Raw genomic sequence first — 26356 nt, 5'->3', positions numbered from 1 at the left:
GGGATCAGCCGACGGTGGAGGCGCGCGGGGCGGCGACGTTGCCGTCTTCCTGACCGCGGTCGCTCAGCGCCGGACCCGGATGGTCGCCGCCGCTGTTGGCCCCATGCGACCAGCCCTTGATGAAGAAGCTGATCACGATGAAGGCGACGCCGATGCCCATGCCCCACATCCCCAGCATGCCGAAGACGTCAAGCGAGGTCTGAAGCGCCAGACCGGGGTTCAGCACCTGACCGCCCACCGTCTCGGTCCCCGCCAGTCCGGCGATCCAGCCGCCGACGTACTGGGCGATTGAGCTGGCCAGGAACCAGACCGCCATCATGAAGCTGACCACCTTGGCCATCGACAGTTTGGTGATCTCCGACAGGCCCACAGGCGACAGGAACAGCTCGCCCGTCGTGTGGAACAGATAGAGCAGGCCCAGCAGCAGCAACGGCATCTGGAAGGCCGAGTTGGCCATGCCGGCGCCCCACACCACCACCATGAAGCCCAGACCGACCTGCAGCAGGCCGAGGCCGAACTTCATCGTAGGATTGGGGTCCAGGTTGCGCTTGGCCAGGAAGGCCCACAGCGCCGCCATGATCGGCGCGAAGATCAGGATGAAGCCGGCGTTGAACGACTGGGTCTGGGCGGCCGTGATGGTCGCGTCGATCCACATGCCGCTGGGCGTGATGCCGGCCGCGGCCAGTTGCGCCGGCGTGCCGACGGTGATGCCCAGGAACTGGAAGGCCTGGGGCGTAATGCTGAGGTCCACGTTACGGTCGGCGAACAGGTTCAGCGAGGTGCCGGCCTGTTCGAACAGGGTGAAGAAGACCACCGAACCAAAGATCAGCACGAGGGCCAACATCATCCGCTCGCGCTGCGCCTTGCTCTCGCACACCTTGACGATGACGTAGAGGATGAACAGCAGCGAGGCGACGGTCGCGGCGCCCAGCACCCAGCCCACCAGGGCGTTGCGCTGGACCATGAACCAGACGACGCCGACACCCAGGATGCTGGCCAGATAGATCGACCATTCGCGGTTGATCGGACCCAGCACGGGCTTTTTCAGATTGGCCTCCGCCGGCGGCTCGCCCTTGCCTTGCAGCAACGGCTTGCCCAGCATGAAGACGACCCAACCCAGCGCCATGCCGACGCCCGCCAGGCCGAAGCCCGCCCACCAGCCGACTGTCTGACCCAGCAGGCCGCACAGGACGGCGGCCCAGAAGGCGCCCAGGTTGATGCCGTAGTAATAAAGGGTGAAGCCGGAATCGCGTCGCGGATCGCCCTGCGGATACAGTTGGCCGACGATGGTGGAGATGTTGGGCTTCAGGAAGCCGACCCCCATGATGATCAGCGACACCGCCAGATAGAAGACATTCACACCCGCCATGTCGCGGGTCGTCTCGATCTTGTAGTCGGCGGTCGGGATGACGGCCGGCAGGGTCGAGGTCGCGGGCAGGCCCTGGATGGCCAGGCCGTTCTCGGCGGGCTCGAACTTGTACTTCTGGCCGTCGACGACGATGGCGACGTCACGCGCCGCCCCGCGCCCTTCGGCGTCGATCTGATAGGTCTGGCCCGCATAGGTCAGGGTTTCCGTCGCCGGACGTCCCTCGAAGGCCATCATGCCGTGACCGGCGACCAGCAACAGGGCGCCGAAGGCCACGGCCTTGCGCGTGCCGATGAAGCGGTCGGCCATGATGCCGCCCAGCAGCGGCAGCAGATAGACCAGCGAGGTGTAGGAGCCGTAGGTCGACCCCGCCATGGCGTCGTCGAACAGGAAGTGTTGCGTCAGGAAGAAGATCAGAATCCCGCGCATGCCGTAGTAGGAGAAGCGCTCCCACATCTCGGCGAAGAACAGGATGATCAGTCCGCGCGGGTGGTTCTTGAAGATCTGCATCATGACCGGCACCCCGGTCGCGAAGGTGATGATCAGCCCGAGGGCGACGACGATATTCATACCGCCACCCCGCATCGAAGACCGTTAACGCAGCGCGTAAGTCGCGCGCCCCCCATGTCCGTTTGTGTCAACGGCTTACTCCTGACTGCTGCGCCCTCACCGACGCACGAAAGGCGCATAAGCAGCACGGCCGGGAAATCCGAACAAGTGTTAAGGCCGTTATGGGACAGCGTGCCGCGAGCCGTCTTCCAGGCGCACAACCCAAAGTGATGTCTTCTGGCGCCGTGTCTGCATTGGACGGAGGCGAAGAAGACCACGGTTTCATTTTGGGAAGGACCGTCCCATGGCTGTGCGGCCGATCATGAGATCCGATCACGAGGCCCTGAACCGGCTGCACCGCGAGGTGGGCTGGCCCGAGCGGTCGCCTGCGGGCTGGCGCTGGCTGGAAAGCAATCCGGCGCGCCAAGACCTCGACGCGCCTGCAGGTTGGGTGGTGGCGGACGACGACGACCAGCCGGCGGCCATGCTGGGGAACTTCATCCAGCGGTTCCAGCATGGAGCGCGCAGCCTTTACGGCGCGACGGGCTTTTCGATCATCGTGCCGCCCAGCCGCAAGGGCGCCAGCCGGCCGCTGATCCGGGCGTTCCTGAAACAGCCGGGCCTGTTCGCTCGCTACACCTTCAACGCCAATGCGCGTTCGGCGCCGCTGTATGGACTGTTCGGCCTCAAGCCCTGGCCCGAACAGACCCACGCCCTGAAGCTGTCGTGGACCACCGACCGACCGGCTTGCGTCCAGGGACGTGTGTTGCGGGCGCTCCTCGGCCGCGTCTCGGCCGAGACGGCGGCTCGGCTGGGCGAGCGGCTGATGAACCCCCGGGTGTTCGGTCGCCGTATTCTGGACCTGCCGGCGGGCGTCACGGTGCTGCGCGACCTGTCCGACGCCTCGGCCTACGGCGACTTCTGGTCACGGCTGGCCAAAGAGGATCGCCTTCTGGCGGATCGCAGCCCGGAGACCTTGCGCTGGCGTCTTTCGGATCCCGACCTGACCCTGCCGCCGATCATGCTGACCTGCGTGCGTGGCGGCGCCGTGGTCGCCCTGGCCATGGCGCAGATCACCAAGACCAGTCTGATCGAACCGCCGTGTCTGGACATCGTCGATCTGATCGCGCTGGAGACGGACCAGGACGCTCTGCCGCTTCTGACGCGAGCCCTGATCGTCAATGCGCGCGGCCTGGGGGCGGCGAAGGTGCGCTTGCCGATGACGACGCCGCGCCTGCTGACGGCCTTGGGCGATCTGGCGCAGACCGGGCGCCGCGAGGGCGGCTGGGGTCATTGTCACGCCATTGTGGACGATCCGGCGCTGGCCGACGCCTGGGCTCCGACGCCGTTCGACGGGGACTACGGCATCTGTTCGCGCAATCCGCCGTCGCCGGTCGTGCGTCGACGTTCAGCCGTCACGGCCGCGTCACGCGGCCGGGCGGCCAAGGCCTGATCAGCCGTTCGGCCGGGCCTTCAACTCGTCGCGGATCTCGGTCAGCAGGGCCTCGGTCGCCGTCGGGGCGGCAGGCGCCGGATCGGGCTTGGCCGCTTCCTGACGACGCAGGGCGTTGATGCCCTTGACCACCAGGAACACCACCCAGGCCACGATCAGGAACTGGATCACGGTGTTCAGGAAGGCGCCATACTGGATGGAGACCTTTTCGACCGCCTCGGTCGCCGGGTTCTCGGCCCGCAGCACCCATTCCAGCTCGGAAAAGTCGATCCCCCCCGTCAGCAGGCCGATGGGCGGCATGACGACCTGATCGACCAGGCTCTTGACGATGCCGTTGAAGGCCGCGCCGATGATCACGCCGACGGCCAGATCGACGACATTGCCCTTGACCGCAAACTCGCGGAACTCAGACAGAAGGCTCATGGACGCTCCTCGCGCTTGGGATGGGACGGGTTCAGGCGTCGCCCGAGGCGTTCAAACGCTCGCGCAGCTCCTTGCCGCTCTTGAAGAAGGGCACAGCCTTGGCGGGCACCTCGACGGCCTCCCCAGTGCGGGGATTGCGGCCCGCGCGCGCCGGTCGCGAGCGCACCGACAGGGCGCCGAAACCGCGCAATTCGACCCGCCCGCCGTCGGACAGGGCCGTGGTCATGGTGTTCAGGATGGCGTTGACCAGCCGCTCCACCTCCGCATGGGTCAGGTGGGTGTTCTCCATGGCCAGCTTTTCGATCAGCTCGGACTTGATCATCGGCGTCCCCGGTCAGGTCGTGAGGACGGGCCGTCTCGCCCGCCTCGGTCCAGATGAAGCACCCTAACGCCCGACTGACGTTCGAAAAAGCCCTTATCGGACAAGGATGGGGCGTCGGGGTCAGAAATACGTCCGCTATCGCACACAAACCAGGGCCGGAAAGAAAAAGGGCGGCGGGATCGCGCCCGCCGCCCTTCAGTCTTTGTCGCTGCCGGCAAGCGCGCGGCGCTTCGCGACTGTGGCGAAGCGCCTGACGCTCTTGGGACGAACGTTTACTCCTTGGAGCCGGCGTTCTTCAGCGCGGCACCCAGGATGTCGCCCAGCGAAGCGCCCGAATCGGACGATCCGAACTGTTCGATGGCTTCCTGTTCGTCCTTCATTTCCAGCGCCTTGATCGACACCGAGATGCGGCGCGAGGCCTTGTCCACGGCGGTGATCATGGCGTCCACGCGGTCGCCGACCGAGAAACGCTCGGGGCGCTGCTCGTTGCGGTCGCGCGACAGGTCGGACTTGCGCACGAACGAGGTGACCGGCGCGTCGTCTTCACCGAACTTGACCTCGATGCCGCCCGACTCGATCGCCGTCACGGTGACGGTGACCTGCTGGCCGCGACGATAGGTGTCGCCCTCGCCGATCGGATCGCCGCCCAGCTGCTTGATGCCCAGCGAGACGCGTTCCTTCTCGACGTCGACGTCCAGGACCTTGGCCTTGACCATTTCGCCCTTGCGGTAACGCTGGATAGCTTCTTCGCCCGACACCGACCAGTCCAGGTCGGACAGGTGCACCATGCCGTCGATGTCGTTGTCCAGGCCGATGAACAGACCGAACTCGGTGGCGTTCTTGACTTCGCCCTCGACGGTCGAGCCGATCGGGTGGTTGGCGACGAAGGCGTCCCACGGATTGTCCTGAGCCTGCTTCAGGCCCAGCGAGATGCGGCGCTTGGAGGCGTCGACATCCAGAACCACGACGTCGACTTCCTGCGAGGTCGAGACGATCTTGCCGGGGTGGACGTTCTTCTTGGTCCAGGACATTTCCGAGACGTGCACCAGGCCCTCGACACCGGCTTCCAGCTCCACGAAGGCGCCGTAATCGGTGATGTTGGTGATGCGGCCCGTGTACTTGGCGCCGACCGGATACTTGGCTTCCACGCCGTCCCAGGGGTCCGACTGCAGTTGCTTCATGCCCAGCGAGATACGCTGGGTGTCCGGGTTGATCTTGACGATCTGGACCTTGACGGTGTCGCCGACGGCCAGGACCTGCGATGGATGCGAGACGCGCTTCCACGACATGTCGGTGACGTGCAGCAGGCCGTCGATGCCGCCCAGGTCGACGAAGGCGCCGTAGTCGGTGATGTTCTTGACCACGCCTTCGCGGATTTCACCCTCTTGCAGCTGGCCGACCAGCTCGGTGCGCTGTTCGGCGCGGGCTTCTTCCAGGATGGCGCGACGCGAGACGACGATGTTGCCGCGCGGACGATCCATCTTCAGGATGGCGAAGGGCTGTTCCTTGCCCATCAGCGGACCGACGTCGCGGACAGGACGGATGTCGACTTGCGAACCAGGCAGGAAGGCCGAGGCGCCGCCCAGGTCGACGGTGAAGCCGCCCTTGACGCGGCCGACGATGGCGCCGTTGACCGGCTGGCCTTCGGCGAACACGACTTCCAGACGGGTCCAGGCTTCTTCGCGACGGGCCTTGTCACGGCTGATGACGGCTTCGCCCAGGGCGTTCTCGACGCGCTCCAGGTAAACCTCGACGTTGTCGCCGACCTTGGGCAGCTTGCCGTCTTCGCCCTGGCCGAATTCGCGCATGGCGATACGGCCTTCGGTCTTCAGACCGACGTCGATGATGACGATGTCTTTTTCGATGCCGACGACGCGGCCGTGAACGACCTGGCCTTCGCCGAAGTCGCGGCCCGACAGTTGTTCGTCGAGCAGGGCGGCGAAGTCGTCGCGGGTGGGGGTAAGGGTGTCAGTCATGGAGCTGAAAAGCATCCTGGGGGCTGAAGGCGCGCGACCGGAGGGCCTCACGCAGGTGAACGCTTCTCGAACGGCGAAGCGCCGCGCGTGAAACGATGGGAAAAGGATTTAGTCAGGTCGTCAGGATGCGAGGCCGTTCAGAAACGATCAGGACGCCCGCGGAAGCCGAGGGTGGCGCGTTGGATTTGCAAACCCGGCCTAAAGGCCATGTTTCGCGCGCGCCGCCTCGACGATACGGCGGGCCGCATCGAAGGCGGCCTCTATACCCATGTCGGTCGTGTCCAGCAAGACCGCGTCTTCGGCCTGCACCATCGGCGCCGCGCCACGCCCGGCGTCGCGTTCGTCGCGGCGCTGAATATCGGCCAGCATGGCCTCGAAACCGATGTCCGATCCGCGCGCGGCCAGCTGTTTCCAGCGGCGGGTCGCGCGCACCTGCGGCGTGGCCGTGACGAACAGCTTGGCCTGAGCATCGGGGGCGATCACCGTGCCGATGTCGCGCCCGTCCAGCACCGCCCCGCCCGCCTGGGCCGAAAACGCCCGCTGCAGCTCCAGTAGGGCCGCTCGCACGCCGGGGAAGCTGGCGACGCGGCTGGCCGCCTCTCCCGCCTCGCCGGTCGTCAGCCTGTCGTCTTCCGACAGACCGGACGCATCCAGCCCGCGCGCCGCTTCGGTCGCCGCCGCCTCGTCGTCCAGCGACCTGCACTCAGCCAGCAGACGCGCCCCCACGGCCCGGTAAAGCAAGCCCGTGTCCAGGTGCGGCAGGCCATAGGTCTGGGCCAGACGGGCGGCGATGGTGCCCTTGCCCGAGGCGGCCGGGCCGTCGACGGCGATGATCAGGGTCAAACAGGTCTCCGCAGCGCGTGGCGCAATCAAACTTCATCCCGAACGCACGAGAGGGCGCACCAGATAGCGAGGATCAGGCCCGCAATCCAGCCGCCCGGCCCAACAGACCTTCAGGCGCGCCGCTTAAACAGACTGCGCAGGGCGATGGCCGCCAGCAGAACCGCCATGCCCGCACTGACCACGATGGCCGTCGTGTAGAAAACGATCAGGGCCCAGAAGATCATGGGGTGCTCGACCAGATAGACGTCTGGCCCCTTGCGGTTGTTCAGCATGCCCACATCGAGGCCATGCAGAACCTCGCGCGCGCCGATCACGCAGCCCCAGCCGATCAGCCCCGCGATCGCCAGGGTCACGAGGGGACTGAGCCAGCCAGGTTTGCTCACGTCCAATCCTTCCAGCGCGCCAAGACCAGCACCGCAAACGCCACAAGGCCCAGCCAGATGACGGACGCCGCCACATTCAGGATCGCGGTCGAGTAATAGAAGACATCGCCATCCGCCCGCAGATGAACGACGCCATGCCTGCCACGGACCACGCCGGTTGAAGCCGCCCGCCAGGCTGTCCAGCCCGTCCATGCCGCCCCGCCAAGGCAGGTCAGAAGCCCCAGAACCGCAAGGCCGCGATGGAAGGCCTCGCGCAACCGCATCAGTCGATCCGGCCGCCCAGCCCGTTCATCATCTCGACGAAGCCGGGGAAGCTGGTGGCGATCATTTCGGGGTCCAGCACCGACACCGGCTGTTCGGCGGCCAGGCCCAGGATCAGATGGCTCATGGCGATGCGGTGATCGTGGGCGGTGGCGACCGTGGCGCCGCCGCGCACATCGCCGCCTGTGACCAGGAAGCCTTCCGGCTCTTCCTCGACCTGAACGCCACAGGCACGCAGGCCCTCGACCATCAGCGAGATCCGGTCGCTTTCCTTGACCCGCATCTCGCCGACGCCGCGCATGACGGTGACGCCATCCGCAAAGGCCGCCGTCGCCGCCAGGATCGGATACTCGTCAATCATCGAGGCCGCGCGCTCTTGCGGCACGACGACGCCCTTCAACTGGGAATAGCGGGCGGTGATGTCGCCGACGTCCTCGCCCCCGGCCTGACGTCGGTTAGCGATGGTCAGGTCCGCGCCCATTTCGATCCAGGTGTCGAACAGGCCGGTGCGCAGGGGATTCAGCATCACGCCTTCGACCGTCACCTCCGAACCCGGCACGATCAGCCCGGCCGCCAGGGGGAAGGCGGCGGACGACGGATCGCCCGGCACCGCCACATGGGCGGCCTTCAGCGGCTGCCCGCCCTTCAGCGTGATCTTCCAGCCCTCGCCCTGCTCTTCGACCATCACCTCGGCGCCGAAGGCCCGCAGCATACGCTCGGTGTGGTCGCGGCTCTTTTCCGGCTCGGTGACCGTGGTGACGCCCTGAGCGTTCAGTCCCGCCAGCAGGATGGCCGACTTGATCTGGGCCGAGGCCACCGTCTGCACATAGTCGACGCCCGTCAGCGTCCCGCCGGTCAGGGCGACCGGAACCCGATCCTCAGCCGCCAGCCAGTCGAACCCCGCGCCCATCTCGGCCAGCGGTCCCGTCACCCGCTTCATCGGCCGCTTGCGCAGGGACGCATCGCCATCGAAGGTCGCCGTCAGCGGATAGCCCGCCGCCGCCCCCATCAGCAGACGCACGCCCGTTCCGGCGTTGCCGCAGTCGATCACCGAAGACGGCGTGGTGAACCCGCCCGCGCCCTCGATGCGCCATTCGCCCTCGCCGGTCCGCTCGACCTTCGCGCCGAAGGCTTCGACGGCGCGGCCGGTCGCCAGAACGTCATCGCCCTCCAGCAGGCCCTCGACTGTGGTCACGCCCGCGGCCATTCCGCCGAAGATCATCGCCCGGTGCGACATGGACTTGTCGCCCGGCGCACGGACCTTTCCAGCCAGTGCGGCGGCGCGTCTTGCGGTCAGTTGAGAAGGCATGGTCACCCGCTTCAGGCTGCGATGTCGGAAGGGTCGCGCGGGCGGCGCGAAAAGACAGCTTTTGACAGCGGCCTTAAGGGGTGGCAAGGGACCGCCCCGAATTCAACCCGTTGAAAGTGTCCCCCGTGGCCAATCCCGAACTGGGCGCCAAACAGGTCTGCCCCAACTGTCAGGCGAAATTCTACGACCTGAACCGCCGCCCCGCCCACTGCCCCAAGTGCGGAACGGACTTCGATCCCGAAGAGGCGATGAAGCTGCGCAGCCGTCGCGCCCGTCCCGGCTATCCGGCCGACGACGAGGACACGGAAGATCAGGTCAAGACCAAGTCGGCCGACGGCGATGACGACGAGGATGACAACGAAACCTCCACGCCGGAAATCGACGAGGAAGGTCATGAGCCGATCCTGACGCCCGACGACGACGACGATTCCCCCGCCGACGCCTCGGAAGAGCCCGGCATGGGTTCGACGGACGGCGACGACGACGACCTGATGGCCGACGACGATGACGATTCCGTCCCCTTCATCGAGGACGAGGACGACGACTCCATCGACGACGAAATCGCCAAGCCGTCGCGCGACGACGACTAGGTTCGGCTGGGCCGGTCGCGCTCGGCGACCGGGACCAGATTCTTGTTGCGCCCGCCGCATTTGTCGCTAGAGAAGCGCGGCGGGACAGCAGGACTTTCGAGCCTTTTGGTTTGAAAAACCTGCGCATTTTCACCTTTGGGAACGCGGTGAAAATAAATCTCGAAACGGGCTTGATCGCAGAAAAAGCCTGACATAGTTTCCGCCGCCTCGCCGGGGGCCATCGCAAGATGAACCGGGCGAACCAGACCGCAAGGTCCGGGGCTTTAGCTCAGTTGGTAGAGCGCTTGCATGGCATGCAAGAGGTCAGCGGTTCGACTCCGCTAAGCTCCACCAATTTTTCAAGGGGTTAGCAGGAAACTGCTAACCCCTTTTGCTTTCCGGGTAGCACATGGGTAGCAAACCGCGTTACGTGAAAAACTTCTCAGCCTAGTCGTTTTCACTGGGCTGCCGGGGATTTCAGCCGGTTTCGGGGGCTCTCGCCGAAGGGCTCGCATCTCCGGCGAATCAAGACGGCCGGAGGGTCGTTTGCATGTTGACGGCGATGCGCGTCCCCGCCGTTTCAGACTGTGGCAAGCTTCCAGGACCAGGGTCTCGACAAAGACCGGCGATTGCCCACTGAAATCGCCGCGCAACCCTCGCAGCGGTTATGGCTCCGGGCACCGCACAGCCCTAGCTTGTCGAGCCTTCATCTGAGTCTCGCCCCCCATGCCTGCCAGTCCTGAACTCACCGGCGGCGCCGGCTTCACCTTCGAAGACACCGTCGTCGCCTACTATCTCGCTTCCCTTCTCGGGGAGCACACCGCGCGTGGAACTGGAGCCGCTACGGTCAAGGAGGTTCGTGTCCAGCGTGGCGCCTTGGGCGAGCCGCTCGACGACGTCATCGTCGAGAGCGAGGACGGGGGCGAGGGCTCGACCCTGAGCATTCAGGTCAAGCGAAGCTTCATCTTCGCCGACCGGGAGTCCAACGCCGTCTTTCAGGACGTCGTGGCGCGTATCCTTGAAACGATCGCGAAGGCGAGCTTTCGCCACGGACGCGACCGGGTCGGGATCGCGACAGACGAGGTCGATCTGGGCGCCTACCGCCACATCCGCACGCTCTGCGACTGGGCGCGGGACAGCGCGACCGCGCGCGATTTCCACGTCCGGGTCGCCAAACCCGGTTTCGCCGCCGAGACCAAGCGGGCGCTGGTCGCCGCGATCCGATCCGCCCTCGCCAGGGCGTCGGGCGCCCCTGCGGGGGACGAGGAGGTGTTCCAGGTCTTCCGACACCTCGTGGTCATGAGATTCGAACTCCTGGGCGAGGGCGCGGCCGACGCGGACCTAGTGCTGGACCGCATTCGGGGCGTCCTGAGAACCGATGCCGTCGGCGACGGCGGCGACGTCTGGACCGGGCTGCGGGTGATCGCGCGCGAGGCCGCGGGTGAGGCCGGAAGCTTCGTCCGGAGCAACCTCGTCGAAAGGGTCGGCCGCGGGGACCGATTCACGCCCGGCCGGTTCTGGGCGGCAGAGCTCGACCATGTCCGCGCGGAAGCCCGGCTCGCCCTCTCGACCATTCGCCGGACGGTCGACGGCGTCACCCTCGATCGCGACGATCTCGTCGACGAGATCAATCGCCGTTTGCAAGCCGATCGCGTGGTCCAGATCGTCGGCGCCCCGGGCTCGGGCAAGTCCGCCCTGCTCGCGCGCTACGCGACAATGGCGGCGGACCGCGGCTCAGTCCTCGCCCTGCGGGCCGACCGTCTCAGCCCCGGAGGGTGGCCGGCGTATGCGCGGGCCCTGGGTCTCACGGGCGTCGATCCCAGACCGATCCTCCGGGAGATCGCCGCGGCAGGCGACTGCGTTCTGGTGATCGACGCCATCGACCGCGTGCGTCGCGAAGATCGGCAGATCGTCCAGGAGGTGCTCGACGCCGTCTTGACGGAGCCGACGCTCAGGACCTGGCGGGTGCTGGTGACCCTGCGCGATGGCGCCTGGAGCGACGTCGGCCGATGGGCGACCGCCCTCGGGGCTCTGGCAACAAGCCGCGTCGAGGTGACGCCCCTGACCGATCAGGAAGCGACCGATCTGTCGGAGGTCAGGCCGGGCCTTGCCCCGCTCCTCTTCGGCGCCCCCGCCGTGCAGGAGATTTCGCGACGGCCCTTCTTCCTGGACGTGCTGGCCACTGCCATCGGGGACGGCGGAGACCCGATCCCGTCCAGCGAAGCCGAACTGCTGTCTGCCTGGTGGCGTGGAGGCGGCTATGATGCGGAGGGCGCCGTCCGCGCGCGCCGCCAGGAGGTCCTGCTGGCCCTGGCCTCGGCCAGCGCCGCGAATCTCGGTCGCGACGCCCCGGTCCGGGGGCTTGACCATGACGCCATCGAAAGCCTGAAGGCGGACGATATTCTCAAGGATGCCGAGCCAGGCCACACCGTCTCCTTCCGGCACGACATCTTCTTCGAATGGGCGTTCACCCATCGCCTCGTCAGCGCGGGCGCCGACTGGCTCCAGGCGGTCGTCGAGGCGGGCGAGCCACCCGCGCTCGGACGACCGGTCGAACTGCTCTCGCAGCTCCGCTTCGACGCCGACCGGGCTTGGGCCGCCCAGCTCGATCGGCTGGAAGCCGCGCATAGCCGATCGCAATGGCGCCGCTCATGGATGATGGCGCCGCTGTCATCGCCGCGCTTCGAGGAGAGAGCCTCGACCTTCACCGCAGCATTTTTCGTTCTGGGCGATTCCAGCCGATTGCGACAACTGCTGACGTGGTTCCAGGCGGTGAGGACCCGCCCCGGCAAGGGGCTCGACGGACTGCCGCCCTACGACGCCCTGTCCTCGACCGACCGGATCCGCCTGGCCGACATGATGGCCGAGCCCGCAGACTATCGGGCGTGGAGACGGTTGCTCGACTGGCTGCTGGCGCAACAGGGCCAGGTTCCGGTGTCCCTCTGGCCAACCGTCCTTACCCTCGCGGAGATCTGGCAGTCAGCCCTTACCAGGATTCCAAACACGACCACCGAAGGCCTTGTGGCGCTTGAGGAGCATTGGCTCCTTGCGCTGGAGGCCCACCAGAATCCGACAGAGCCGCGCACCTTGCCGGGACGGTTCGGCGGCATGGATCACAACGCGCAGGACCAGTTCGCCGATCGGCTCCGGACCCAGATCTTCAGGGCCGCGCTGGCTTATCCCGATCCCACGATCCGCTATCTCCGAGCGCTGGATGGCTCGCGCCGGGGCGGCCGCCATGTCTGGCGGTCCGTCATGGAATCGGCCGCCTGGGTGGCAAAGGCCGCGCCAGCCCTGCTCGTCGACGCCTTCCTCGCGGAAATGCTGGAGACCCTGCCCAAGGAGAAACTGCGACTGGAGCTGGAAAGCGACCGCCAGCGCCGGGACGAAGCCTTGAAGCATCCGGCGGGTTCGCGCGAGAGGAGCCTGCTGATGCCCTCGTTCCTCGGCGGGATGGTCGATCACCACGACTGGGACAAGCTGTCGCTCGATCGGCGGGCAGACCTGTTCTACCCGCCCTCGCCCCAGACCGAGCCCTTCAATGCTCTCTTCAGACATGCCCCGGGCGAGGCGCTCCGCCTGGTCAAGTCGATCGCCGATCACGCCGTTTCGTCCTGGCTCGAACTGCATGACCTGGATCCCGAGGACGGGGGCACGCCCGTCCCCCTCGTTCTCGCGTTCCCCTGGGGCTTGGAGACCTTCTGGGGCGGCGAGCGAGAATACGTCGCCTTCCGGGCTGCCTTCGCGCCGCCGATGCTCGAGGCCGCGCTGATGGCCCTCGAGGACTGGGCGTTCCGGGAGCAGGAAGGCGGGCGCGACGTCGACGAGATCCTGTCCGACGTCCTTAAGGGGACGCGCCATAACGCCTTCCTCGGAATCGCGGCTGCGCTGGCGGTCACGACGAACCGGGCCTCGGCCACGACCCTGCCCCTGATCAGCAGCCAGCGGCTCTGGAACTGGGATGTGCGGCGGCTCGTGAAGATCGACCATGACAGCTCGTTCAACATCCTGGGTTCCCGGCCGGGGACGCCAGCCGCGATAGCCCTCCAGCGGGCAAACCAGCGACCCTGCCGCAAGACCGACATCCGGCAGATCGCGATCCTGTTCGCCCTGTCGTCCGATGACACCCTGCGCCGGCCCTTCCTCGCCGCCGCAAGCACCTTCTCGGCGGAGGGTGGACTCGATCTGGAAGAGGAACGCCAGGACGACGCCCTCATGGACGATCGCCGTCGCACTGCGGAAATCTGGGCGAGGATGGGCGATCCCGCACACTACAGGATGCGCGAGGCGGAGGACGGGATCGAGATTGCGTTCGAGCCGCCGCCCATCGAAGACGAGACCGTCATTGAGCAGGAGGCGGCCCGGGGATCCATGTTCCGGTGGATGCGGCTTGAGACCTGGGCGGCCGATCGCATGGGCGTCCGCCCCGCCGGCCCGGACATGACGCTGGACGAGGCCATCTCTGAGGCGCGCGCCCTGGACGCCCCTGACCTGTTCGAGGTCCGTTGGGAAACGGGCTCGCTGGAGGAGATCCGCCGCGCGGGGGTGGCCGGCGTCGCCGCCGCCGTCCTGGCCGATGACGCTTTCGAGGCGGCGGAGGTTCTTGCCTGGGCCGCCGATGTGACGTTCCGGGCGGCGGCCACGCCGCTTCCAAACGACGGCATGACAGTTCCCGAGACGACCCTCTCTTTCCATCCGCTGAACTATGTGCCCGCCGCGCTGGCGGGGATGATCCGCAGGGACCTGGATCAACCGGCTGCCCTGCGCGACTTGCTGGGCCTGGTCACCCATCCCCTGATCGAGGCATCGGCGAGCGCTGCCGGCGAGATTTACGCCCTTGGCGACCACCATCCCGCGCTCGCCAAAGCCGCCCTCTGCCTGGCGCTCTCCCTCTCCATCCGCTCCGATCTTTCTCGTCGCTATTGGGGCGACCGCGACGGTGCGCGAGCCGTCCGTCAGCAGGCGCTCCAGGCCGCGACCGTGCACGCGTTCGCCGTAGCCTTCGAGGACGCGGAGCCGACCCTCCCCGTTCTTCCGATCCCGCTGGCGTCTGAGGACGCCGAAGATGAAGATTGGGGAGACGAGGGCGAGGAAGCCCTTACCTCGGAGACGATGCTCGACACCGGCTTCCTGTCGGCGCACCTGCCGCCGCTGTTGATCCTGGGCCGGACGCCGGAGGGCGCGGCGATCCTTCGCCCCGTGGCCCTGAATCTGCTCGCCTGGACGGTCGCGAAGCTACGGACCCTGTCCCGCGGCGATCGGGATGCCTCGCGACTGCACCGGTGGCGATTCGACGTCATGAACTGGATGGCCCGCGTCGCGGCCGGCGATCCCGACATCGACCCGGTCGGCGACATCGTCGCGCCGGCGGCGGCCCTCAACGACGCGCCCTTCTGCGCGTTGATGATGCCGTTCGTCAGCGTCGTCGTAGGGAACCGGGTCTGCGACGCCAAGACCCTAGACCCCCGCGCCATCGAGATCATGTCCGCGGTCGCGACGCGGCTGGCCGGTTTGACGAAGACCCGACGCGGGGATCTGCCGGACGAGGCCCACCTCCTGATCCAGGATCTGCTGTGCATCGGGGTCACTGACGCGCCAGCCAGCCGCAGGTTCGCCAATGGCGACTGGCGCGACCTGCCCATGGTCCTGCCAGTATCGACGACTTTGTTCGACGGCCTGGCTGAGCTTCCCGGCTTCGTCGCAATCTGGCTGCGGTTCGTCGAAGCGGCCCGCACCACCTACCCGATCGATCTGTTCGCCGACCAGTTGACCGAGGCGTTCGCTCGCGAGTCCCCGCGCAACCCGTTGAGTGCGGCCGGTCTGCACCCTCGTATCGGCTCCCTGATCCAGTTCATCATCGACAGGGACGAAGCGCCTGCGCCTGAGACCCAGGACAAGCTGTTGCGAATCCTCGATGTTCTCGTCGATGCGGGAGACCGGCGCGCCGCCTCGCTTCAGCAGAGCGAAAGCTTCCGAGGCCGCCGCCGCGCCGCAGAGGGCGCAGCCTCGTGACGCTCGACGGTTTCCTTACCGTCCTTGCGCTGCTCGCGGCCGTCTACGCCGTACTTTCTCCGGTGCAGCGCATGCGGGCGACCCTGTCGTGGCGCGCCCAGGTCTTGCTCGCTCTTCCGGCCTGCGGCCTGATCCTCGGCTTCGAGCTGTTCGACTGGCGCCCGCCAGCCTGCCTACCCGGCCTCGAAGGCCTGTGCGGCCCCTTGGTTCTGGGCGGCGATGACCCGGGGCCGGCCCGAAAGTTCGCCTTCCTCCTGGCGTTCGCCTGGCTCGTCGCGTCCGTGATCATCCATCAGAGGACCCGGCCTTCGCTTGGGACGCTGCCGGCCTTCGTCCGCCTCGCCACAGCCTTGATCGACGACGAGCAGTACGGCGACGCCTTCAAGCTGCTCGAGCCCAACATCGCGCTTGTCGCCCGAGCGAGCCGCCGCGCGACCCGCCGTCAGCGTCTTCGCCGCTGGCTTGAGCAGTTCGGTCCGCCCAGGCCGGGGTCGTTCGAGGCCTTCGTACGTCGGCCAGGTCGGCACGGTCGACGCCGGTTCCTGGGCGAGACCTGGCCCCGGTGGGCCGCGACGCCCGTCCGGGCCCTGGCGGCCCTCGTTCCCGCCGACCGGCGCGCAGAACAGTCCGCCGAGGATCTGATGCGACTCCTGCTGACGTCGCCCCGGGTGCTCGACCATGTCGTTGAGCGGCGTCCGCACTTCGCCGCCTGTCTGGTCGTGGAGCCGGTGTTCGGCGACACCGAGTTCACCTCGCGGGTCCTGACGCGGATGATCGCCGACCCGTCTAGCGCTCTCTACCACGAACTCTCCACCAACGACGCCTCGGACGGTCTGATTGGCTACCGGCTGGAGGCGAGAAACCGGCTCCTGTATTTCTTCTTCTCGGACGCGCGCGTGGCGGAACGGCTTTCGGTCTGGAAGCCCGTGGGGGACTATGTGAACCGCCTGCTGAAGGGAGACGAACGCCCCGACTATCCTGCCTGGCTGAACGAACCCGGCTCTGACTTCGACGGCGAGAAGATGCAGGATCCGACGTGGATGGGGCTATTCTTCTTCGACCTGATGGTGACCTCGGCGGCGCGTCAGGACGTGGGCTACCACATGTGGCTCCTCTACCTCCCGCTTTTCGCCCGTAGTCTAGAGGCCGGTTACGACTCTGACGACGTGGATCGAGATAGGGAGTTTCCGACCCGCGGTGCGCGACTCCTCTATGAAATCGTCAACTTCCTTTCGGGATGGGTGGCCCTCTTCGATCACCTCCCTGCCGACTCCCGGACGCGCAGCCTCCCGACGAAGTTCGAGCCCGGCGAGATTCCCCCCACTGCCGCCCTTGCGCTGGTCGAAGTGTTGCAGCTCGTTGTCACCTCGACCCGAATAGACCCGGAGGTTGCCGGCCTGCTGCACCGCGTTGCACTCCGCACCCTGCGCGCGCTTCCCGAAGAAGCGGGCGAGGCGCAATCCTTCCGGTCATGGTTCATTGCGGCCCTTCTCCGTGGGGACCATGGGCGCGGGGACAGGTTCTACAGGATGCGGCTCGCAGACCTGTTCGACCAGGAAGACAGCTTCGACCGCTACGAGATCGGGGACTACGAGGCGGCACTGGCGGCCGCCCTTGAGCGGGACGCCCAAGCCTGAAGGACCGGTCGCAACCTTGCCTATGGCGGCGACGAGACACAGCCGCTATGCCGCCGTCATGACCGATAGCCAAACCAGTGTTCCACAACCGGGGCTGAAGGAGGAGTATCTCGCGCTCCTCGACGCTCAAGAACGCGAGCAGGTCTATCAAGCCTTTCTGGAGCGCCACACCCGATTGATCCCCCGAGAGTTCATTCAGAACCACGGGCTCCATTTCGGAACTGTGCTGCGCAAACTCCGGTTCGAGCCGAGTACGCGTGCGATTTCTTCTACATGTCGAAGAGTTCGGACGACTGGAACATCGTCTTCGTCGAAATCGAAAAGCCGGGAAGCCGGTTCTTCCGCGACAACTCCAACGCCCTGCATCCGGATTTCCAGGCCGGACTGCAGCAGATCAACCGCTGGCGCGCCTGGTTATCATCGCCGGAAAACGTGGCCGCCTTCATGGCGACAACCGTCGCTCCCCTCCATCTGCCCCTCGTCATGCGACGAAATCCGGTCCGTCCGAAGTTTGTTCTCGTCCACGGCCGGCGCGGAGAATATGGCGACAACGACCTTCGCCGGGCCATCATCGCGGCGGAGGAGCGAGATGACTTTAAAATCCTCAGTTTCGATAGTCTCGCCGAGGGCCTCCCCTACAAGCATGACTGCTTCATCGGCGTGAAGCGCAATGAGACGATAGAGCTTCGGGGCGACTCTGTAGTCGTGCCGGAAATTTTCGGCTGGATTGAGCCGACCCAGTTCGTCGTCACACCGGCGCTCAGAGACGCGATCCGCGCTCAGATCGCGCTCGGGCCGGTTCAGTTGCGGCACGACGGCGTGAGCTTCACCGACGCCTATGCATTCGTGGCGGACCGGATCCGGGTTCGCGCCGGTGCCGGAATCGAAGAAGGCGACGCGATTGACCCGGCGATTGGAGACCAGCCGAACGACCTCGCGTGATGGTCGGACTGCCACCACACTCCGCTCAGGATTGTCGAGATGACCCCGACGCGAATCGATGACCTGTCCCGGCTGATAGCGGAACCGACGGAATCGCTGTCGCTGGAACTTAAGCGCTGGATCGACCCGACGGCTGAGGCAGGAAAGCAGAAAATCATCTGCGCCGTCGCCGCCCTCTACAATCACGGCGGCGGCTACCTAGTGATCGGGATTGACGACAAGACCCGCCAGCCGGCTGACAGCCCGCCCAGTGATCCGCGCAGCCTGTTCAACGACGACGTGATCCAGGGCCTTGTTTCCCGACATCTCACCCCCGCCATTCCGGTCGAGGTCCGGTTCGTCCGCAACGGCGAGATCGACCACCCAGTCCTTATCATTCCGACCGGGGTCAGAACGCCCGCCGTTCTAAAGAAAGCCATTGGCACTGCTCCCAAGGACACCGTCTACGTCCGCACCCTTCACGGCAGCGGCGTCGTCAGCACCGCCCCGGCCTGCGCTGCGGACTGGCCGGTCCTGATGCAAATCTGCTTCGACAACCGCGAAGCCGACATCGCGGGCTTCATCAGGCGGCATCTCGCCTCCTCGGACCTGGGAGCCCTGACGGCGCTACTTCCGTCCGCGCCCCGGGCAGACGACCTGGCTGAAATCACCGTCAAGGCCATGGCCCGCGGCCGGAAGCGCTACGAAAAGGCTATGGCGCAGGAGCCGGTCCCTGCCGCCGGACTTGACTGGGGTCGGTTCGAGATCGCGGTCGTCGCCGATCCTCCCCAGACGGCCAGACCGGCCGATCAGACCGACAGACGCGCACTCGCAGGCAGCGACCCGAACTTCGGCGGCATGGCCTTGTGGTACGATGGCACCCTCGATCAGCGTCCGGTCTTCGAGGACGGCGGCCTGGAATGCCGTGTCATCGTGGACAGCTGGTTCGACATTCTTGACTTCATGCGATTCGAGCCAGCTGGCGTCTTCTACCAGAACCGTCTGCTCGACACGGACGCGAGCGCTCGACAGCGCAAGGCGAAGACCCAGGCAACCATGGAGCCGCGCCTGACGATCCAAGGCGTGGGAGAAAGCCTGGCCGCCGCTCTGATCTATATGACGGCCCTCGGGTGGGACCCCAGCACGACAACCTTGGGTGTACGGTGCCGGTGGACCGGAGTGCAGGGCCGGAACCTCATATCCTTCACCGGATCGCCTATGATCTTCGGTGAGAACCGCGCACGTGACGACGCGGTGGAGAGCTTCACGACGCTTCCTCTGGAGACGGCGTCGAATGCCGTCGCCCCGTTCGCGGCCAAGCTCGTCGCTCCGCTGCTCGCCCTGTTCAACGGCTATGTCCTGCCCGGCGATGTCGCCGAGCGGAGCGTCCAGGCGCGACTCGAGCGCCAAGGTTGACGACAGTGAAGCCGGCGCCCTAGTCCGCGTCCTCGTTTCGCAGGCCCGTCTGCGGTCCGCTCCTGGAACGCTCCCGCGAAAGGATCGCACATGGGGTCTGCGCCGCCTTCCGTCCCGGTTCTAGCCGCCGCGGCGTGGCCGTCGGCGCAGGACCTGGGCGGATCGCGGTCCGAAAAATCGGCGGTCGCTGCCGTCCGCAACTGGGGCGACGACGGGACCGGCGGCGCCACGAAGCCGAGCAGGACGCCGATCGCAGACGCGTCGCCAGTCCGGCGGCGTCGAGCACAACCGCGCCTTTCAAGGCCAGCGCCCGCCGGATAGACTGTCAGGGATGGCCAAATACGATCCTCTCCGCGACTACCTACGCAAACAGAAACTCGACGAGTTCGAACTCACCTTCGCCGAGATGGAGCGCAAGATCGGCTATATGCTGCCCAAGAGCGCGGCGCGGCCCCAGTGGTGGGCCAACGTTACCGACCCGGATACGACCCACGTCCAGCGCAGGGCCTGGGGCGACGCCGGCTTCGACGCCTTTCTGATCGTCGGCGCAGATCGCGTGCGCTTCCGACGCCTTCCGTCCAAAGAGCCGATTTCCTAGCTTCCGAAGTCGAAGGCGATCTGGCCAGGCGAGGTCTTGGAGCCCCGGCGTCCGACGGATGCCGCGCTCTCCTGCACCGGCTCACCGGCAGGGGTCGTCGTCGCAGGAGCCTTACTCGCGGGGGCGACGGGGCGGCTGCCGCCTTGCCGTTCCGGGTCGGCTGAAGCCTCGAACAGCCGGGGCTCGGCCGGACGACGCGGGGCCCGCGCCAGCTTCCATGCGGCCAATTCGCTCTCCCACCATCCCACCCGGCCCCGCGACACCAGGACCGGCAGTGGAAAATCCCCCGCCTTCTGCATTCGCCAGGCGGTGGTGCGGCTGAGGCCAGTCACGGCGTGAACAGCCGGCCATGCGAGCAGGCGATCGTCAGCGCCGCCCGGACGCCCGTCGGTCACGACGCCCATGACACAGCCTCGTCCGCCCGGCGCTCGAGAAGATCGGCGAGGATCCGGGCGTCCAGCGCCGCGTCGACCGGGTCGCGCATCTCCCAGGCGCGCAGCACCTCCTTCAGGGCGAAGCTGACCGCCGGATCCACCAGCAAGTCCGCCACCGTCAGCATGCTGCGATCAGACACCGGCTGTGATTGCGGATCAGCCATGGCGACGCCCCCGTGCTGCGGGCGGGGCTGATGCGCGCAGGTCGCTGACCTGGGCCAGGGCCCAGGTCCTGAGCACGCCCCTCGGATAGTAGGGCTTGTGCCGAACGTGCCGGCAGGGCGGACCATTGCCCCCCGTCGACCACAATCGGGCGAGCGTCTCGGGCTTCATGCGAATGCCGAACTGGACGAGGAAGGCTGAGGCTTCCTTGCGTGTCAGCAGGTCGTGATCGCCGGCCTCCGGTTCCGTGTGCCCGGCTTGCATCCCGGCGATCACAGCCCGCCCTCCGGCGGCCGACACTCCCGGGAGTTCCGAGCCCCGCGTCCGGCGGAGAGCGCCAGGTAGCATTCTACAACGCTGACGACATAGGCGCGGGTCGCGGCGATCTCGGGGATGCGGCCGAGCCGGGCGACGCGACCGGGCCCGGAATTGTACGCCGCGAGCGCCAGGCGGACGTCCCCGAAGCGCATCAGCTGACGGGCCAGATAGTCGGCTCCGCCGGAGAGGTTCTGCTCCACGTCGAATCGATCGTTTACCCCCAATTCGGCTGCGGTCCCTGGCATCAACTGGGTCAGGCCGCAGGCGCCCGCGGACGAGCATGCGTCGGCGCGATAGGCAGACTCCGTGATCACCAGCGCGTGGAGGAGCTTGGGGTCGAACCCGTGCCGATCCGCCGCCCGGTCGATCGCCTCCATGAACGGCTGAGACAGGGGCGGAAGCCGAGCCGCGAAGCCCGCGGCGTCGGCGACCTCGACCGTTTCGACCGCCGCCGGCCGTCCGAACAGGTCGCCGCCCGCCTCACGCCAGTCGATCGACTGGGCCTGGGACGCCGCAGGCCAGAGCAAAGCCGTCGCCGCCACCAAACAGATCTTCACCATGTCAGGGTCTCCCGGAACACCCCGTCGACATCGCCAAGGGCAACGGGTCCAAAATACCGGCTGTCGAAACTGCCCGGCGTGTCTCCCAGGACGAACAGCTCGCCCGGGCCGAGCCGCCGGCACCCTCGCCACTGCGGCAGCGGCTCGCCACGGCCGTCGCGCTCCAGGACTGGCGCGGTCCGACCGGCGGCCGTCACCCCGGCCTCGCCCCGGCAGACGAGGTCCCCCCCGACCGCCGCCACCCGCTTGATCAGCAGGACGTCGACCGGCATCCCGAGGGCGCCGAGATAGCGCTGGGCCTCCGGCGGCTGCGGCAGGGCGACGGTGGCGCCGCGACCGGGTGCGGCGCCGATCTCACGGAGATAGAGCCCCTTGGGCAGGCTCGGGCTTTCGTTGACGAGCGCCAGGGCCGGGGTCCGGTCTGCGACCGCGGCGACGCAGCCAAGAACGAAGACGGTGACTCCAAGGGCCGCCCAGCGATTTCCATTGTCCAGGGGCGAAGTCATGGCTGGTAGGGCTCCAGGATCAGGTCCCGGGTGATCATCACCCGAACGGAGGCGCCGGGCCGGAGCCGGATCGAGGGTCGGACCTGGAGCTCGCGATCGACCAATCGCCCGCCGACCTGCGACCCCTCGATGGCGGCCGCGTCGCCGGCGTCGCCGAGCAGGCCGCCGGAGCTGCGGTCATCGCCGTCCCGCGCAATCTGGCCAAGGGTCGTGATGGCGCCGGCGAACAGGGTCCCGACAAAAAGCGGCAACAGCCGACGATCGACCGATCCCCGCACGCCGACGGCGCCCTGGGCGTCCACCCCGGGCTCCTCCGTCAGGACCAGGCTCTTGCCGTTGGGCAGGATCAATCGGTCCCAGGCCAGGAAGGCGCGGCGGTCGCCATAGGCGCTCTCACCCTCATGCCGGCCGATCAGCCGCGTTCCCTGGGGCAGAACCAGGTGGCGGCCGCTCACCGAGTCGAAGACGTTTTGGGACACCGTCGCCACGACGGGTCCCGCCCGCGAGGTGTCCACGCCGGTCAGAAGCACGGCGGGGATGATGGCGCCCGCCTTCAACTCGTAGGGCGAGAGGGGCGCGGTCAGCACATGGCCGTTGTAGGTGGCGCCGATGCCGGCGGCGTCGGCGCCACCGGCCCGGGGGGACCCGCCAGCCGGCGCTCGCTCCCCCGGCGTCGCCGAGCCTTGCGCCGTTTCAAAGAACAGCCCCGATCGCGCCGCCAGTTCCTGCGGTCCCGGCCCCTGGTCTCGCGGCGCGGATCGTGGCGCAGACCCGCCGCCATAGGATCGCACAGGCTCGGTCCGGGACGACGCAACCGCTCCCGGTTCCGCCTCCGGCTCGGCGGCGGTGCGCGGCTCGGGCAGACGATCATAGGTCGCCGGCTGTTCGGTCACGGCCTCGGCCGGCCGCACCACGCCGCGCGCCTCGTCCTCCCGGGCCTCCGCCGCCCGCGCGCGGGCGCTGTCGCGCAGTTCGGGCTGGATCACGAAAGCCCAGGCCAGCGAGCCGGAGACCAGCACAGCCCCGCCGATCATGATCGCCTGGACGACGGACTTTCGCAGGCGGGTCGCTGGCGGACGCGGCGCCCGCATCGACAGGCCCGGCGGCGGCGTCTTGGCGGCCGGTTGATCGGCCTCGGCCGTGTCGGACTCAGGGCGAGGGTCAGGAGGAAGGGTCATCGGGCGGCTCCCTGAAGACGGCGGATGCGCACGACCTGGGGCCGCCGGTCGCCAAGTCTCAGCTCGGCGCGGTCGAACACGCGGTCGACAATGAAGAGGCCCCCGGCCTGGCGGTAGTTGACCATCTGCGCCTCGCCGTCCGGCGCGATCACGAACAGGGCCGGCGCCTCATCGATGTGCAGATCGGGATCAAAGGCGATGAAGGTGCGCAGACCGTCGTTGAACACCGAGACCGGCGTCCACCGCGCTCGCCGTCCCTGGGGCTCGATCCGGTAGCGGGCGTCGAGCGGGCCCTCCGGGGTCGCGACCGGGTCGGGAACGCGTAGGTCCACACCATCCTCGACCAAGGGCGACGCCGGTTCGTCCATCGCCCCGACGTCCCAGGCGATCGCCGCATTGAACCCGTCCGCCGCGCCGCTTCGCAGGTCCAGCAGGTAGACACGCCGGTTGGTGGTGAGGACCAGGTTGGTCTCCAGCCCGCGTTGCAGCGGCTTGAGCAGAACATGGATGCGCCGGCCTGCGCCCTCGCCCGAGGTGGTCTCGCCGATCTGCCAGCGAACGGTGTCTCCCGCCGCTTTCGAGACCAGGGTCTCCCCGGCGCCGAGCGTCAGGGTGGTGACGCGCAGGGGCGCGGTCCAGACCTCATAGACCCGACCCGGGGACCAGCCGAACACCTGCACCCCGCCGACAAAGGCGTCGGACTGCGACGCCGTCCGAGCCTCCACGTTGGCGGCCGCGATGGCGCGTCGTCCGGAAGCGGCCGGCGTTGCGGTTTCCGCACGCGCAGCAGGCGCTGAGGAGGAGATCGCGGCGACCGTCTCATAAGGAACAGGACCGCTGTTCGCCGGCTCGGCTTCCGCCCCATCCACGGCGCGCGTCTCCTCGAAAGCTCCCTCGCTCACAGCGGAAGCCGCAGTCTCCAGAGAGTGGGGCGCCTCCGCCGGAGGTACGGGATACGGCGACAGGACGATGGCGGGACCGAGGGCCGGGGCCGGGTCGCGAAGCACGGCGCAGCCGGTCAGGCCGAGCCCGGCGATGGTCAGGATCAGGAGGCGTCGGGGGTCCATGAGATGTCCTCGATTTTGATGCCAAGGGGGTTTTTCATCAGTTCAGCCTCGGTCCGCGGCGCCTGGCGCCCGGTCGTGATCAGAGCGCGCCATCGCTCGACCCCGGCCTGCTGGCCGTTGACGAACCGGGTCTCGCGCCATTGCAGGTCGTAGGTCCGCTCGGTGCGGCGCACGACATTGAGGATCTCGACGTTGACCGCCTCGCGCCCGACATCGGCGAACGGGTCATGCGACTGGGCCCAGGCGTTGAGGAAACTCGCCGCCCGGGGCGTCAGCAAATCGTAGGCTGCCAGCCAGTTCTGCCGGATCACGATCGGATCGATGGACTTGGAGCGGACGTCGCGAATCCAGCGCGCGAGGGCATGGCCGATCTGGGCCTCGGTCGGATCGTAGCGGCCGCCGATGGCCGTGATCCTCTGGGTCTCGCCCCAGTCGGAGACCTCCACCACGAACGGCTTGACCACGGCCCGGTCGGCCTGGACCCACCAGCCCGCGCCGAGAAAGCCGGCGAGGACAAGGTTGGCCAGCGCGATCCGCCGCCAGTTGCGGGCATGGGCGAGCGACAGACCCATGCGGTCGTCCCAGACCTGGCCCGCGCGCTGGTAGGGCGTCGCTTCGGGGGCGGACGGCTGGACGCGTCGAGGGCGGAAGAAGGGATGCATGGTCACTGGTCCTCTGTCCGGAGGTTGGGAGACAGGACGCCGCTGGTCTCGCCGGCGGGGAGCAAGCCCCGTCCGGCATTGGCGACGAAGAAAGCCTGCAGAGCGGCAGCCCGCCCCGGCGGACGCGGTGCGGCCTGGGCGGATCCGGACGCGGCGCGATGGAAGGCGCGGCGCGCGGCCTCGGCCTCGCGTCCGATCGTCGCCGAGGGCCGGCCGGACGACGCGCCATCGGGTCCAGCGGCCGACCCGCCCGCCCCCGACATGGAAGCCTGGGTGACAGCAGGGTCTGGCTCGGCCGATGCGACCTCGCCCTCCCAGGCTCGCGCCGGCTCGGCGACGCCAGGGCCTCGCCCGCCGGAGCGCGGGCCCGAGGGGGCGGGATTGTCGTTAGACGGACGCGGCGACCCCGATCCGGAAGGCCCGGAACCGGATGGGCCCGAACCTGGCGACCAGGGTCCCGACGGCGACGTCGGCGACCGACCGGAACCCGCCCCCGCCGCCGCCCGCGCAGGCCCAGCCATCCGCGCCGCCCCGCCGGAGACTGCGGCTCCGGCGCCGGCCACGGCCCCGGCCGCCAGGGCGCCTGCGCCGCTGACCGCCAGGGTCCCGGCCAGGGCAGCGCCGGCTCCAAGCGCGGGGCCGCCGGTCACGAGGGCCGAGGCGAGGTTGGGGATGAACAGCGCCAGCATGGCCAGGAGGATGGCGGCCACGAGGATGCTCAGGGCCTCGTAGATGTCGGGGTTGGCCGAAGGCTGTAGCTGATCGAAGATCGTCCGCGCGCCCGAGACCACGATGGCCAGGGCCAGGACCTTCAGACCCGAGGAGACGACGTAGCCGAGGGGCCGTTCGGCCAGGAAGGCGGACTTGTTCCAGATGCCGAAGGGCAGGAGCACGAAGCCGCCCAGGGTGACGATCTTGAACTCCAGCAGGGTGACGACGATCTGCAGGGCCAGCACGGCGAAGGCCAGCATGATGCCGATCATGGCCAGGCCCAGGATCAGGGCGTCGGTCATGTTGCCGACGACGTCGAGCGGATTGTCGACGGGCGCGGGCGTCTCGCCGAGCGCTTTCACGATCTCCCAGCCCTGTGCGAGGATGGCTCCGGGGTTGAGGAAGTCAGCACGGCTGAGCGAGCCGCCGCCCGCGGTGAGGCCGAGCTCGATGAAGCCGGCGTAGATCGTCTCCGACAGTCGCTGCCAGTCGTTGATCAGCCAGGCGAAGGCGCCGATCAGAAGGACCTTGCCGAACCCAGACGCCAGCACCTCCCGGTTGGGCGACATCGCCCACTGGATGCCCGTCAGGGCCACGACCAGGGCGATCAGCAGGCCGAAGACGCCGTTGACCGAACCCTGCAGGGCGTCGAACCCGGCCGAGATGGTGTTGGAGAACACCACCATCAGCTCGTTTGGGGTTTCCGTTCCGACCGACATT

General features: G+C 67.7%; 24 protein-coding genes and 1 tRNA gene. 8 read left to right on the top strand and 17 right to left on the bottom strand.

Features of this window, described 5'->3' with window-relative positions:
- Positions 1 to 4: 4 nt before the first annotated feature.
- On the bottom strand, positions 5 to 1936 hold the full coding sequence (locus ACYX4P_RS05795) for a peptide MFS transporter (RefSeq protein ID WP_248117928.1): 1932 nt from the start codon (positions 1934 to 1936) through the stop codon (positions 5 to 7).
- Between the two features lie 283 nt (positions 1937 to 2219).
- Between ACYX4P_RS05795 and ACYX4P_RS05790 the strand changes: the two genes are divergently transcribed.
- A complete protein-coding gene (locus ACYX4P_RS05790) occupies positions 2220 to 3368 on the top strand; it encodes an N-acetyltransferase (RefSeq protein WP_248117930.1) in 1149 nt (382 codons plus the stop codon).
- Here ACYX4P_RS05790 and mscL read toward each other — a convergent pair whose 3' ends face one another.
- The 7 genes from mscL to aroA form a co-directional block, all read right to left on the bottom strand.
- On the bottom strand, positions 3369 to 3791 hold the full coding sequence (gene mscL, locus ACYX4P_RS05785; RefSeq protein ID WP_248117933.1) for a large-conductance mechanosensitive channel protein MscL: 423 nt from the start codon (positions 3789 to 3791) through the stop codon (positions 3369 to 3371). It lies immediately after the preceding gene.
- A gap of 31 nt (positions 3792 to 3822) precedes the next feature.
- The gene (locus ACYX4P_RS05780; RefSeq protein ID WP_248117935.1) at positions 3823 to 4113 is read right to left on the bottom strand and encodes an integration host factor subunit beta; all 291 of its coding nucleotides are present in this window, start codon (positions 4111 to 4113) and stop codon (positions 3823 to 3825) included.
- A 272-nt stretch (positions 4114 to 4385) separates the two neighbouring features.
- On the bottom strand, positions 4386 to 6089 hold the full coding sequence (gene rpsA / locus ACYX4P_RS05775; protein WP_248117937.1) for a 30S ribosomal protein S1: 1704 nt from the start codon (positions 6087 to 6089) through the stop codon (positions 4386 to 4388).
- A gap of 198 nt (positions 6090 to 6287) precedes the next feature.
- Positions 6288 to 6932, bottom strand: a complete 645-nt coding sequence (cmk, locus tag ACYX4P_RS05770; RefSeq protein ID WP_248117939.1) for a (d)CMP kinase — start codon at positions 6930 to 6932, stop codon at positions 6288 to 6290.
- Positions 6933 to 7042: 110 nt separating this feature from the next.
- Positions 7043 to 7315: a hypothetical protein gene (locus ACYX4P_RS05765; RefSeq protein ID WP_248117942.1), complete on the bottom strand. Its 273-nt coding sequence runs from the start codon at positions 7313 to 7315 to the stop codon at positions 7043 to 7045.
- The gene (locus ACYX4P_RS05760) at positions 7312 to 7578 is read right to left on the bottom strand and encodes a hypothetical protein (protein WP_248117943.1); all 267 of its coding nucleotides are present in this window, start codon (positions 7576 to 7578) and stop codon (positions 7312 to 7314) included. The genes ACYX4P_RS05765 and ACYX4P_RS05760 overlap by 4 nt, the downstream gene beginning before the upstream one ends.
- Positions 7578 to 8885 carry a 3-phosphoshikimate 1-carboxyvinyltransferase gene (aroA, locus tag ACYX4P_RS05755; protein WP_248117944.1) on the bottom strand — a complete coding sequence of 436 codons (1308 nt, stop codon included), beginning with the start codon at positions 8883 to 8885 and terminating at the stop codon, positions 7578 to 7580. Before aroA ends, ACYX4P_RS05760 begins: the two co-directional genes overlap by 1 nt.
- A 125-nt stretch (positions 8886 to 9010) precedes the next feature.
- Here aroA and ACYX4P_RS05750 point away from each other — a divergent pair, with 125 nt between their 5' ends.
- The 7 genes from ACYX4P_RS05750 (at position 9011) to ACYX4P_RS05720 (ending at position 20038) form a co-directional block, all read left to right on the top strand.
- Positions 9011 to 9475, top strand: a complete 465-nt coding sequence (locus ACYX4P_RS05750) for a TIGR02300 family protein (RefSeq protein WP_248117945.1) — start codon at positions 9011 to 9013, stop codon at positions 9473 to 9475.
- A gap of 257 nt (positions 9476 to 9732) precedes the next feature.
- Positions 9733 to 9808, top strand: a tRNA-Ala gene (locus ACYX4P_RS05745).
- A 372-nt stretch (positions 9809 to 10180) separates the two neighbouring features.
- Positions 10181 to 15466: an NACHT domain-containing protein gene (locus ACYX4P_RS05740; RefSeq protein WP_404418751.1), complete on the top strand. Its 5286-nt coding sequence runs from the start codon at positions 10181 to 10183 to the stop codon at positions 15464 to 15466.
- On the top strand, positions 15463 to 17103 hold the full coding sequence (locus tag ACYX4P_RS05735) for a hypothetical protein (RefSeq protein WP_354040031.1): 1641 nt from the start codon (positions 15463 to 15465) through the stop codon (positions 17101 to 17103). Before ACYX4P_RS05740 ends, ACYX4P_RS05735 begins: the two co-directional genes overlap by 4 nt.
- 273 nt (positions 17104 to 17376) lie before the next feature.
- Positions 17377 to 18045 (top strand): Shedu anti-phage system protein SduA domain-containing protein, encoded by a 669-nt coding sequence (locus ACYX4P_RS05730; RefSeq protein ID WP_476070225.1) that lies wholly within the window; start codon positions 17377 to 17379, stop codon positions 18043 to 18045.
- A gap of 39 nt (positions 18046 to 18084) precedes the next feature.
- A complete protein-coding gene (locus ACYX4P_RS05725; RefSeq protein WP_354040033.1) occupies positions 18085 to 19440 on the top strand; it encodes an AlbA family DNA-binding domain-containing protein in 1356 nt (451 codons plus the stop codon).
- A 331-nt stretch (positions 19441 to 19771) separates the two neighbouring features.
- Positions 19772 to 20038, top strand: coding sequence for a DUF7662 domain-containing protein (locus ACYX4P_RS05720; RefSeq protein ID WP_354040035.1), 267 nt, complete (start codon positions 19772 to 19774; stop codon positions 20036 to 20038).
- On the opposite strand, the gene ACYX4P_RS05715 is transcribed toward ACYX4P_RS05720, so the two are convergent.
- Genes ACYX4P_RS05715 through trbL form a run of 9 tightly spaced genes read right to left on the bottom strand, consistent with a single transcriptional unit; the run spans position 20035 to position 26355 of the window.
- Positions 20035 to 20442, bottom strand: coding sequence for a helix-turn-helix transcriptional regulator (locus ACYX4P_RS05715; RefSeq protein ID WP_354040037.1), 408 nt, complete (start codon positions 20440 to 20442; stop codon positions 20035 to 20037). The two genes, ACYX4P_RS05720 and ACYX4P_RS05715, sit on opposite strands and share 4 nt — an antisense overlap.
- Positions 20430 to 20636, bottom strand: a complete 207-nt coding sequence (locus ACYX4P_RS05710) for a hypothetical protein (RefSeq protein ID WP_354040039.1) — start codon at positions 20634 to 20636, stop codon at positions 20430 to 20432. Before ACYX4P_RS05710 ends, ACYX4P_RS05715 begins: the two co-directional genes overlap by 13 nt.
- Positions 20629 to 20898: a hypothetical protein gene (locus ACYX4P_RS05705; RefSeq protein ID WP_476070224.1), complete on the bottom strand. Its 270-nt coding sequence runs from the start codon at positions 20896 to 20898 to the stop codon at positions 20629 to 20631. The genes ACYX4P_RS05710 and ACYX4P_RS05705 overlap by 8 nt, the downstream gene beginning before the upstream one ends.
- An 8-nt stretch (positions 20899 to 20906) precedes the next feature.
- Positions 20907 to 21512, bottom strand: coding sequence for a lytic transglycosylase domain-containing protein (locus ACYX4P_RS05700; protein ID WP_354040043.1), 606 nt, complete (start codon positions 21510 to 21512; stop codon positions 20907 to 20909).
- A complete protein-coding gene (locus ACYX4P_RS05695) occupies positions 21506 to 22018 on the bottom strand; it encodes a S26 family signal peptidase (protein WP_354040045.1) in 513 nt (170 codons plus the stop codon). The genes ACYX4P_RS05700 and ACYX4P_RS05695 overlap by 7 nt, the downstream gene beginning before the upstream one ends.
- Positions 22015 to 23196, bottom strand: a complete 1182-nt coding sequence (locus ACYX4P_RS05690; protein ID WP_354040047.1) for a TraB/TrbI/VirB10 family type IV secretion system protein — start codon at positions 23194 to 23196, stop codon at positions 22015 to 22017. Before ACYX4P_RS05690 ends, ACYX4P_RS05695 begins: the two co-directional genes overlap by 4 nt.
- Positions 23193 to 24263 carry a TrbG/VirB9 family P-type conjugative transfer protein gene (locus ACYX4P_RS05685; RefSeq protein WP_191554989.1) on the bottom strand — a complete coding sequence of 357 codons (1071 nt, stop codon included), beginning with the start codon at positions 24261 to 24263 and terminating at the stop codon, positions 23193 to 23195. Before ACYX4P_RS05685 ends, ACYX4P_RS05690 begins: the two co-directional genes overlap by 4 nt.
- Entirely contained in the window at positions 24242 to 24925 is a 684-nt protein-coding gene (gene trbF, locus ACYX4P_RS05680) for a conjugal transfer protein TrbF (protein WP_354040050.1), read from the bottom strand. The genes ACYX4P_RS05685 and trbF overlap by 22 nt, the downstream gene beginning before the upstream one ends.
- A gap of 2 nt (positions 24926 to 24927) precedes the next feature.
- On the bottom strand, positions 24928 to 26355 hold the full coding sequence (gene trbL / locus ACYX4P_RS05675) for a P-type conjugative transfer protein TrbL (RefSeq protein WP_354040052.1): 1428 nt from the start codon (positions 26353 to 26355) through the stop codon (positions 24928 to 24930).
- Position 26356 lies beyond the last annotated feature (1 nt).

Source organism: Brevundimonas sp. ABV4_179, assembly GCF_056311945.1.
The sequence above is the reverse complement of the archived record's forward strand: the minus strand, read 5'-3'. Positions and strand labels throughout refer to the sequence as shown.

Excerpts from the sequence above, each read along its gene's own strand:
- ACYX4P_RS05695 (WP_354040045.1), bottom strand. The coding sequence starts at position 22,018 with ATGACTTCGCCCCTGGACAATGGAAATCGCTGGGCGGCCCTTGGAGTC.
- ACYX4P_RS05780 (WP_248117935.1), bottom strand. The coding sequence starts at position 4,113 with ATGATCAAGTCCGAGCTGATCGAAAAGCTGGCCATGGAGAACACCCAC.
- ACYX4P_RS05690 (WP_354040047.1), bottom strand. The coding sequence starts at position 23,196 with ATGACCCTTCCTCCTGACCCTCGCCCTGAGTCCGACACGGCCGAGGCC.
- ACYX4P_RS05740 (WP_404418751.1), top strand. The coding sequence starts at position 10,181 with ATGCCTGCCAGTCCTGAACTCACCGGCGGCGCCGGCTTCACCTTCGAA.
- ACYX4P_RS05720 (WP_354040035.1), top strand. The coding sequence starts at position 19,772 with ATGGCCAAATACGATCCTCTCCGCGACTACCTACGCAAACAGAAACTC.
- ACYX4P_RS05710 (WP_354040039.1), bottom strand. The coding sequence starts at position 20,636 with ATGGCTGATCCGCAATCACAGCCGGTGTCTGATCGCAGCATGCTGACG.
- ACYX4P_RS05725 (WP_354040033.1), top strand. The coding sequence starts at position 18,085 with ATGACCCCGACGCGAATCGATGACCTGTCCCGGCTGATAGCGGAACCG.
- mscL (WP_248117933.1), bottom strand. The coding sequence starts at position 3,791 with ATGAGCCTTCTGTCTGAGTTCCGCGAGTTTGCGGTCAAGGGCAATGTC.
- ACYX4P_RS05760 (WP_248117943.1), bottom strand. The coding sequence starts at position 7,578 with ATGCGGTTGCGCGAGGCCTTCCATCGCGGCCTTGCGGTTCTGGGGCTT.
- ACYX4P_RS05700 (WP_354040043.1), bottom strand. The coding sequence starts at position 21,512 with ATGGTGAAGATCTGTTTGGTGGCGGCGACGGCTTTGCTCTGGCCTGCG.
- ACYX4P_RS05790 (WP_248117930.1), top strand. The coding sequence starts at position 2,220 with ATGGCTGTGCGGCCGATCATGAGATCCGATCACGAGGCCCTGAACCGG.
- aroA (WP_248117944.1), bottom strand. The coding sequence starts at position 8,885 with ATGCCTTCTCAACTGACCGCAAGACGCGCCGCCGCACTGGCTGGAAAG.
- ACYX4P_RS05715 (WP_354040037.1), bottom strand. The coding sequence starts at position 20,442 with ATGGGCGTCGTGACCGACGGGCGTCCGGGCGGCGCTGACGATCGCCTG.
- rpsA (WP_248117937.1), bottom strand. The coding sequence starts at position 6,089 with ATGACTGACACCCTTACCCCCACCCGCGACGACTTCGCCGCCCTGCTC.
- ACYX4P_RS05795 (WP_248117928.1), bottom strand. The coding sequence starts at position 1,936 with ATGAATATCGTCGTCGCCCTCGGGCTGATCATCACCTTCGCGACCGGG.
- trbL (WP_354040052.1), bottom strand. The coding sequence starts at position 26,355 with ATGTCGGTCGGAACGGAAACCCCAAACGAGCTGATGGTGGTGTTCTCC.
- ACYX4P_RS05685 (WP_191554989.1), bottom strand. The coding sequence starts at position 24,263 with ATGGACCCCCGACGCCTCCTGATCCTGACCATCGCCGGGCTCGGCCTG.
- trbF (WP_354040050.1), bottom strand. The coding sequence starts at position 24,925 with ATGCATCCCTTCTTCCGCCCTCGACGCGTCCAGCCGTCCGCCCCCGAA.
- ACYX4P_RS05730 (WP_476070225.1), top strand. The coding sequence starts at position 17,377 with ATGTCGAAGAGTTCGGACGACTGGAACATCGTCTTCGTCGAAATCGAA.
- ACYX4P_RS05705 (WP_476070224.1), bottom strand. The coding sequence starts at position 20,898 with ATGCAAGCCGGGCACACGGAACCGGAGGCCGGCGATCACGACCTGCTG.